This is a genomic window from Butyrivibrio sp. (genome assembly GCF_024699075.1).
Genome location: NZ_JAILQF010000238.1, coordinates 1 through 9709, shown reverse-complemented (window position 1 = coordinate 9709; position 9709 = coordinate 1). Strand labels below are relative to the sequence as shown.

At 36.3% G+C, this 9709-nt stretch carries 7 protein-coding genes; all 7 read right to left on the bottom strand.

The features are described 5' to 3' along the window. Positions 1-221: 221 nt before the first annotated feature. Complete coding sequence (locus K6G87_RS09655; RefSeq protein ID WP_296836426.1) at positions 222-635, bottom strand: hypothetical protein; 414 nt, start codon at positions 633-635, stop codon at positions 222-224. Between the two features lie 21 nt (positions 636-656). Continuing rightward, positions 657-2267: a response regulator transcription factor gene (locus K6G87_RS09650; protein WP_296836424.1), complete on the bottom strand. Its 1611-nt coding sequence runs from the start codon at positions 2265-2267 to the stop codon at positions 657-659. A 203-nt stretch (positions 2268-2470) separates the two neighbouring features. Then, complete coding sequence (locus K6G87_RS09645; protein ID WP_296836421.1) at positions 2471-4342, bottom strand: sensor histidine kinase; 1872 nt, start codon at positions 4340-4342, stop codon at positions 2471-2473. Positions 4343-4405: 63 nt separating this feature from the next. Next, complete coding sequence (locus K6G87_RS09640; RefSeq protein WP_296836418.1) at positions 4406-5251, bottom strand: carbohydrate ABC transporter permease; 846 nt, start codon at positions 5249-5251, stop codon at positions 4406-4408. Then, a complete protein-coding gene (locus tag K6G87_RS09635) occupies positions 5244-6155 on the bottom strand; it encodes a carbohydrate ABC transporter permease (protein ID WP_296836416.1) in 912 nt (303 codons plus the stop codon). Before K6G87_RS09635 ends, K6G87_RS09640 begins: the two co-directional genes overlap by 8 nt. 230 nt (positions 6156-6385) lie before the next feature. Continuing rightward, positions 6386-7741 (bottom strand): ABC transporter substrate-binding protein, encoded by a 1356-nt coding sequence (locus K6G87_RS09630; protein ID WP_296836414.1) that lies wholly within the window; start codon positions 7739-7741, stop codon positions 6386-6388. 175 nt (positions 7742-7916) lie between these two features. After that, a partial coding sequence (locus tag K6G87_RS09625; protein ID WP_296836411.1) for a hypothetical protein occupies positions 7917-9709 on the bottom strand: 1793 nt, incomplete at its 5' end.

The window sequence follows — 9709 nt, the reverse complement described above, 5'->3', positions numbered from 1 at the left end:
CGCCCGTTGTGACGTCCTGCGCCGTAAATGAATGCCACCACCAATCATATCCCTGATGTGCCAAAGGACCATGTAACATAAATGCATTACGCTTTTTGCTGTGTCTGTTGAATTTTCCCATCTCTATACTTGTCCTTTTATATGCGAAATTTAATCTATAAAACTAAACTAGCTAAAACACAGCCAATGGATTATTACCATAGGCTGTGTCTAAGTTATCATTATTTATTTGATTCAATAGAGTTTTTTACTTGCTTTATATATTCTTTAGCTTTATCGCTGGAAATGTTGAATTTCTTGCATAACTTTTGCTCTATAACATCAATAGCAACATTATCTTCAAGCTTATCTTCTATAAAGATCTGAATTCCTTGTTCAATTCCTTGTTCAATTCCTTGTTCAATTCCTTGCTCCAAGCCTTTTTCCAAGCCTTGATCAAATATAGTAAAACATGGTAAATCAAGTATTTTTCCACCCATAACATCACCCACTTTCTTTTGAACATTATCTTCTTTCATTGTGAGTTTATATGCAACACTATATGTTAACCTAATGATAGCATCATAAGAAACCGCTGACAAGTTGCCTGATTCCTGTTCTTTTTCAAGTCTGGCAAATATATTCAGGGTGTGCAAGACTCTCTTCCTTAGATATACTTACCCCCGGCTCATACTTCTTGGAGATATTCCATAATACTTTTTGAACACATTGGAAAAATAACTTACATCACTAAATCCTACTTTTTCTGCGACAACAGATAGCTTTTCATCTGTAGTTGTGATTAGCTTTTTTGCTTCCTGCATTCTATATTGAGTTATATATTCTGATAAAGTCATATCCATCTGACTTTTAAACATCTTTCTTAGATAAGTCTGATTTACACATAGCTTCTCAGATATATCTGAGATTGAAAGGCTACTGTTTGAGAAGTTTTCCTCAATGTATTTTTTTGCAGTGCTTGCCACATCATAGGTCTTTGAATTCTTCTTTGCTTTTTCAAATTCAATTCTTTTTTTGTAAAGATAGATAACCTTCTCTTTCATTTTTTCAGGGCCTTCTTCAAATGCCAAATACTTCTCTGGCGAAAAGCTCTCTCCATATATCTTTTCAATAGAAAAACCATTACTGATAATATTGGTCATGAGTATACTTATGGCGCTTGATAGTAGGTTCATAACATCAAAGGTTCCTGAAGAATCGTTTTGACTGTTACCAGTTTTAATATTATTCCATAAATCATTGATTACGCTTTCAACATCATCCTCCTGAAGTGTCTCAAGGTCTTTATTAAGTCTCAAAATAGCATCAAGTGAGCCATTCATTAAAGAGTTTTCTGAGTTCCTAATATCATAAAACTGTCCTGAAGACTTATTATTCAGAAATACCATAAGATTTTCATAGGTTGATTTAATACTTCTTATATTGCCGGCTTTTGCAAGTCCTATAGCGCAATTGATTCCAAGCTGGCTTTTAATAACATCAATAATATCTGAAAACTCATATCCCTTGAAAGAATCAAGCTGACTATTATCATCAAATCTCATGATCACAACTATATTATTTTCATAGTCATGAAAAACTTTAAAAGATCCTTCAATATCGATCTTATCTTCAAGCATTTTAGCTATAAGTTTCTCCCAGTTCATGAAATCTTCAAGTGTAATTCTTGTCTTTTCTGTAAGCTTCGTAAAGTCAAACTTTACAAGCCCCACAAGAAATCCTGTTTCCATGGAACTTTCCAAAGCTTTTTTAGCCTTTTCTTCATTGTCATAAAAAAGGCTGTAGCTCTTTATTTCATCTTCATCTAGTTGTCCTACTCCTGCATAGATAAGTGCTTTGAGTTTTTCTTCGAGATTGTCTTTTTCAGGCTCTTCTAGTGTGTTCTCAACAGCTTTTCCAATATTATCCTGAAGCTTTAAGAGACTCATTATGAGTTCTTCTTTTTCAAATGGTTTTACTATATAATCACATACACCGATCTTTACAGCTTTTCTCGCATATTCAAACTCATTATTACCCGTAATAAGTATTACTGAAATGTCTTTATAATCTGCAGTTATCTTTTCTGCCAGTTCAAGTCCATTAATATATGGCATTGTAATATCAGTCAGAACTACGTCCGGATAGTACTGATCTAACATTTCCAAAGCTTCTTTACCATCATGTGCTTCACAACATATTTCAAAGCCGTAAGAATTCCAATCTATGCATCCCTTTAGATATTCAAGAAATATAGGCATATCATCTACAATCATTATCTTGATCATGCTATTATCTCCGCCTTATTATCGATATATATCGATGTTTAGTTATATATGTTACTTCTATTATTTCTGATTTCTTTTATATACGCTTTTCTATTTTTACTATTTCTTTTATCTCTGTTTCTATTTTGTCTTAATTTACTATTTTTATTTCTGTTTCACTTTTCTATCTGTTTAATACTTTTCTTTTATCTGATATCTGCAACTCATCTGACATCATCATAAGGCAGCGTTATTATGATAGTAGTACCCCTGCCTTCTTCACTTTCAATATAGGCACCATATTCTTTACCAAAATACAGCTTTATTCTATGAGATACACTATAAAGTCCGAAGTGACTTCCTCCTTTAGTTCCATCATGGTCAGAGGCTTTATTCTCATTATCCTGTTCACCTTCATCAAAGCTTTTCTTAAGATCTTCCTTCAATAATTCATTAAGCTTTTGAAGTTCATCCTGTTCTATACCAATTCCATCATCTGAAACCTTAAGTACCGCAATCTTCTTTTCATTCTTTTCTTCAAGAGTACCTGTAACTGTGATCCTGCCCCAAGTAGGTTTATTCTTGATGCCATGGTATATAGCATTTTCTACGAGTGGCTGTAGTGTCATCTTAGGTACCTGTGAATTTCTTATTTCATCTGCAACATCTATTTCGTAAGTAAACTTATCCCCATATCTCATTGTCTGAAGTTCAAGATAATCGCGTATTATCTGGCATTCACGGCTTACCGTTACGATTTCTTCACTTCCTGACAAGGAATTTTTATAATAATTTGCAAGCTTTTGAGTTACTCTGGTAGCTTCCTTTGATCGTCCCATTTCGTTGAGCATAATGATTATATCAAGTGTATTATAAAGGAAATGAGGTTTAACCTGCTCCTGAATAAGCGCAAGCTCATATTCGCGCTTTTTCTTTGCTTCATCATCCACCTGTTTTAGAAGCTCAAGATTACGCTGAGTCATGTAATTGAATATTCTTCCAAGCCTTCCTATCTCATCCTTGGTCCTGAATCTGAACCTGAAGCTCATATTACCTTCTGCAATTTCCTGCGCTCCATCATGCAGTTTCTTAAGAGGTCTTGTTACAATATTGGCAGAGAAGAACATGGATATAACAAGAAGTGCTGCCGTTACGCCGCCTGTTATTAACAATATAAATCTAAGGTCACTGCCTGTTACGTTAAATCTGTTAAGATTGGTGACTCCAACGATAGTCCAGTTATAACCTTTTATTGTGTCTCGTGCTATAAGATAATTCTCTTTATTGTACTTAATTAAGTTTTTCTCTTCTTCATAAAGAGAATTTATAAATTCTGTATCATCATAGATTGGATCTTCAAGTCCTGAAACAGATATACTATAACCATTAGTATCATACAAAAAATAATAACTTATCTCACTGCTTGAAGACTCAATAAGATAGTCCTTATCCATATTTATAAAAATATAGCCGATGGGAACTCCTGTCACTATATTGATCATATGCTTTCCCATTGTAACAATCTCTTTGTCATCCCTTGTCATTATGTTACAAGTTGGGTCCATAAGATAAGTCTTGCCACCGGCATCCTCAAGTTCTTGTACATAATCAGAATTCTTGATCTCCTCTTCAAGATCAAGAAGTTCAGGATCTGTCACATAATAGTTGCCCGAAGTGTCAATAAAGACTATTGAAGCGATTCCATTATATATAAGCAAAGACTGAGACATCTGTGATATTATCTTATTGTCTCTTGTAACCTGCTTCATAGATCTGTCGTTATAAAAACCGCTAAATTCTATAGTCAGATTATTAGAGCAAAGCTCACCATTATCAAGAACCGATACAATTCTGTCCGACATGATCCTGATATTCTCTTCTATATGTCTGTTTCCTCTTTCAATGATTGCCCTGTTATAGAAGAAAAGCATCATAACAGCAAGTACCACCATAGGAATAAGCGCCACCAGCACTGTCATTGATGCTATTTTATATTTTATGGATATGTTTCTTGCCTTGTCCGTGCGACTTTTCTTTCGATCAGAGCTGTAGGCCTCCATATCCTTTAAAGTCATATCAGTAATATCTTTTTTCATAATAATAATTATACCACTAAAAGAATGCCCTGCTGTTTACAGAGCATTCTTTGAAATGATCATTTATCCTTTTACGGCTCCGCCTATTGTCATGGCGCTTTCTACCTGTTCCGAGAAAATAGTGTACAGAATGATAGTCGGGAATGATGCGATTACCATAGTAGCTCCCATGCCGCCCCAATCGGTGGTAAATTCTCCTTGGAAAAAGAGTACACCAAGAGGCAGTGTCTTAAGTTCTGGAATGCTTCCTACGACTACGTTTGCAAGAATAAATTCATTCCACGCGTTAAGGAATATGTATATTACCAGTGTAACTGTAGCCGGCCTTACAAGCGGCTCTATTATCAGGAAAAAAGTCTGATAGATATTTGCACCATCCATGCAGGCTGCCTCTTCAAGCTCCATAGGAATTCCCTTGAAAAAGCCAAAATATACCATGCAGGCAAACGCAAGATTTATAGCAATATATGGAAAAATAAGTGACCATCTGGTTCCCATAAGATTGAATTTCTGCACTATCTTAACTACAGGAATCATAATTGCCTGAACAGGTATGAACATTCCAAGTCCAAGAAACAGTCTTGTAAAAGTTCTTCCTTTCCAGATCATCCTGCTGGTCGCATAAGAAAAAAGAAGTGCGCATATGATCGTAATCACTACTGTTCCTATAGATACCAGTAAACTGTTCAGAAAGTAAAGCGGCACATTATACTTGGTCCAGGCTGTAATATAGTTCTCATAGTGAAGTGGCCATGGAAATCCGAATGGATTAGTTACAAAGATTTCCTGGTTAGTCTTGAATGAGTAAAAGAGCATCCAGATTAGAGGGTATAAGGAAAAGGCTGCATATATCCAGCAAAAGACCACAAATATTCCGTGAAGTATTGAACTCTTTTTTTCGTTAAGCATTTCTTCTCCTCCTTGATCTTTCTTCATCCTTTAGCTGATTCTTTTCCCTGAAGATAAAGTTTATAAGGAGCATCACAAGCATACATTCAAGAACCATTACTGAAGCTGCTGCAAGTCCATATCCATAATCCGATTTCTTGAAAGCTGCATTATACATCATATATGTGAGTGTATATGTAGATTTGTTAGGACCACCACCTGTAAGGATATTCATCTCTGTAAATGCTTTAATACCACCTGTGAGTGATATGATAAGGCAGAATTTATAGGTTTCTGCAAGAAGCGGTATAGTGATCTTCATGTGTGCTTTAACATTAGAGCAGCCATCAATCTTTGCTGCTTCATAATAGTCTGTTGGAATTGACTTTATGCCGGCTACTATAAGAGCGAACTGATAACCCATCCACTGCCATGCATTAACAAATGCTATGACATAGATTGCCTTGTATCTGTCTCCCAACCAGTTCTGAGTATAATCACTTCCAAACAGAGCACATAACTGGTTAAAAAGGCCTTCGCCGCTTAAGATAGCACTCCAAAGCTGACATACAACAGTAACTGATAATATGACAGGGATAAAAAAAGCAACTCTTAAAAACTTCCTACCCTTCATTTTTTTGTTTGAAATTGTGATCGCAAAAATCGTTGCAAAAAACATCTGATATACAGTAATGATTATTGCAAAGATAAGTTGATTTCTATTAGATGTACTAAATACTCTATCAGTGAACAGTTCTTTATAATTTTCAAGACCTGTAAAATTCGGTATTGTAAGTCCATTCCAATCTGTAAAACTATATGCAAATACCTGAATGATCGGAAGGAAATCAAAAATGACAAATATTGCAAGAGCAGGCAAAACAAATAAAAATATTGCCAGCTTGTTTCCCATGTATTTTTTCATGGCATTCTCCCATTATCTATGCTTAATAAAAAACATAGTTTATAAACATTTTTATTCGACTATTGTGAATGTCTTTGGATTAGTCTTTAGATAAGTCTTTAGATTAGTCTTTAGATTAGTCTTTAGATTAGTATTTAAGATAATGGAGTGACTATATAATAGCCACTCCACATTATCAGATATGACTTATAAAATGAAAATTACTTAGGATTCACGTTTACTTAAAATTTTTATTCAACTGCATCCTGTATGTTCTCTACAAACTCATCTGCAGTGAACTGTCCTGATACAAGACCCTGTGATTCAGCCTGGATTGCATCGTTGAATGTTGAATTTGTAAGTCCCCATGTGAATTTTGTTGTAGATGTGATAGTTGGAAGCGCATCTGAAAGTTTCTGCATCATTGCAGGATATTCAGAGTCAGGCTCTTTACCTGTATCGATCGCAACAAGTGGATTATGTCTGTACATAACCTTTGCTTCGCAGTATTTCTCAGTAATGAACTCTGCAACTTCTGCTGCAAGTTCTGCATTTTCTGAATCAGGATTTACTGCAAAACCGGAAGCACTTCCACCACCAGAGAATGCACTCATGCCTGCTTCATAAGAAGCAAGATCTGCTGCAGGATAATACATCCAGTCAACATCATCTCCAAGAGATGCTGTAGCATCTTCAATGTACCACTGACCGTTTATGAACATTGCAGCTTCTCCTGAAAGGAATTTCTCAGAAGCCTGATCATAGTTGGTAGTTGTAGCATCTTCCTGATAAAGGCCAGCTGCAACAAGGCTTTCCATCATCTTAGCTGCTTCTACATAACCTTCATCTGTTACGCTCGCTGTCCCTTCATCGAGATCCTTGATACCGCCTGCTGCATATCTTGTTGCAATTACATCATATGCTGCAGCTGTGTTCCAACCTTCCTGACCGAAAAGAGCAAGAGGTGTGATTCCATTTTCATTAAATACTTCAACACAATTAAGAAGCTCATCATAGGTCTTTGGAACTTCAAGTGAATACTGCTCAAATAAAGCCTTATTGTAATACCAAAGTACATATTCCTGACCGGAGAATGGGAATGCATAGATATTGCCATCATCTGCGTATGCAAGCTCTTTGTTGGCATCATATAACTTATCTACAAATCCTGTGGATTCTGCTACATCATTGAGTACCATGATCTGATTGGATTCACGGAAAGTATTGATAATATCAGTACTTGCCTGGTAGATATCAGGAAGCTGTCCAGTAGCCGCAAGTGTCTTAAGTGTCTGTCCATCATCCTGTGCCTGTACGATAAGGTTAAGTTCTACATTAGGATAAGCCTCTGCAAGCTGCTCTACTGCATAATCATATGGAACTTTAGTGTCATCATCAGCATACTGTGTGTAGATACTAAGTGTTATCTTTTCCCCGGAATCTGCAGATTCAGTCTGAGCCTCCCCTTCTGCCTGCTGAGTGTCTGCAGATGCGTCAGTACTTGCATCTGTACCTGTCTGTGTGTTTGATGTGCTGCCACCGCAGCCAGCCAGTGTAGTAGTTGCAATTGTCAGACATGCAAGTGTACTAAGAAGTTTCTTTTTCATATAAAATACCCTACCCTTCCCTTTTTTGTTTCCTGCAATCAGGAAACTTATATCTTGATTACAGTATTCATTATAGGAAAGGATAAGGTATAAAAAAATGAAATATTCAAAATAAAAGTTGTAATTTTCAAAAGTTTTTCATAACAACTTGAAAATTGCAAATAATAGAGAGGCTTTAGTAAGTAATGAACTGAGAGTGCTGATAAGTCTCGCCGCTAAATGTTGCAACAGGCCAGCTGGCTTTAACTGTCTGTCCATCAATTGTAGTACTAGCATTAACGTTATATAAAGCCATTGTCTCAGATACAGTCATCAGATAGGCACTGCTTCTTCCTCTGTTAAGGGTAATCTCTTCTATAAGATTATTGTTACTTTCATATATTTCAAAATCGGTATCATCATAAAGAGATACTATTATGACAATGTTTTCTGCACCCTCTTCAAGTGGTATTGCGCAATAGTAACTAAGAACCCAGTCCTGAGGATCAGTAATCACAAAGAATGCTGCATCAGTCGGAGCATATTCCATAAAGCGTCTGTAATCACTTGCAGTTTGTGAGCTTGTATAATCGCTAAAAGCATTCATGGCAATATCACGGCGCTCTGGCATTTCAAAAGTTTCTTCCTTGGTCTCATCACTGCCATTTATATAATATGAGCATATAACACTATTTCCATCATCTGTAAATTCCAGTGAGTAGATCTCACCTCCTTCTACATTAAACATAAGATCTCCGCACAGATCTCTCACTTCATTGCCATTAGCATAGATTGCTGTTGTAAAGTCGTCGTTAAGCCATATAAGATTAGTCCCCACTATCGGATCATATGCAAACTCACCAAGGTATTTATTAAAAATAAAGTATTCATTCGTGGAGGGAATAGAAGTACATCCATGTACTTCTGGGCATTCCCCATTACTTCCTGTAATGTCGGGATTTACATGACACTCTACAATCTCTTTGCCATATGCAGAATATACATTCATAATGGCTGTACTTGCGCCTTCTTCTGATAGATCAAAATCTACGCCATTATATGTAAAAATCATACCATCATAAGATATTTCAGCTTCTATTTCTCCAAGAACATATATTCCATAATAAGTTGCATCAACCTCTTCAAGATTCTCAATCAAGCCTTCATCATTTACAGTAACCCTGCACATATATCTTGGGCATTCCATGTCGAGCCTCTGCCCATTTAGCAAAACCCTTTTATCAACAGAATCAGTATACTCATAATATACTGAACTAAGGTCTGAGGGTGTAAAGGCAGCAGCATTATAACGATTCAAGGTATATTCATCTTCTGCATCCCATGTAAGAGGCTTCATCTCCTGTGCCCATATTCCGCCTTCATCAGCTTTCCAGACCCAGGCATAAAAGCTGTCACTTGTAATAGAATCACCTTCACTTTCATTACTTGCCCTATGCATAACAAAAGAAGGTGCAGTCATTGGATATGTTCCGTCAAAAGTACTTGGGTCCTGGAACAGGTAAATGCCTAAAAAGGTATCACCATTACCTGTCTCTTCAAAAAATACATAGTCTTCTCCATCGCAGCTTCCATAATATATCTTGACATCAGAAACTGCTGTTCCATCCTCAGGTACATATACCAAATCTTCATCAAAAGAAATATTATCAATTCCAGCTACGGATATAGTTAATGATAAGGGAACATTCTCTTCAGCTTCATATAAATGATTGGCCGTGAAATCTCCTGTACAGGTCTCTTCTTCACCTATGTATCCGTAGTCAAAAGAACCATCTGCAGATATTACAATATGTCCATAATCATTCATAGTATCTGTGTTAAAAAAGTCCCATTCGCCTTCCATAAAGGCATAAAGGTCTTCTTCTGACGCTGGCAGCTGCGCCTTTGATGTATTATCATCGGAGTTTTCAGTATCACCATTAGCAGAATCTGATTGTGAAGTTTCTGATGCTGATGTATCTGATGCTG

Excerpts from the sequence above, each read along its gene's own strand:
- K6G87_RS09650 (WP_296836424.1), bottom strand. The coding sequence starts at position 2,267 with ATGATCAAGATAATGATTGTAGATGATATGCCTATATTTCTTGAATAT.
- K6G87_RS09645 (WP_296836421.1), bottom strand. The coding sequence starts at position 4,342 with ATGAAAAAAGATATTACTGATATGACTTTAAAGGATATGGAGGCCTAC.
- K6G87_RS09640 (WP_296836418.1), bottom strand. The coding sequence starts at position 5,251 with ATGCTTAACGAAAAAAAGAGTTCAATACTTCACGGAATATTTGTGGTC.
- K6G87_RS09635 (WP_296836416.1), bottom strand. The coding sequence starts at position 6,155 with ATGAAAAAATACATGGGAAACAAGCTGGCAATATTTTTATTTGTTTTG.
- K6G87_RS09630 (WP_296836414.1), bottom strand. The coding sequence starts at position 7,741 with ATGAAAAAGAAACTTCTTAGTACACTTGCATGTCTGACAATTGCAACT.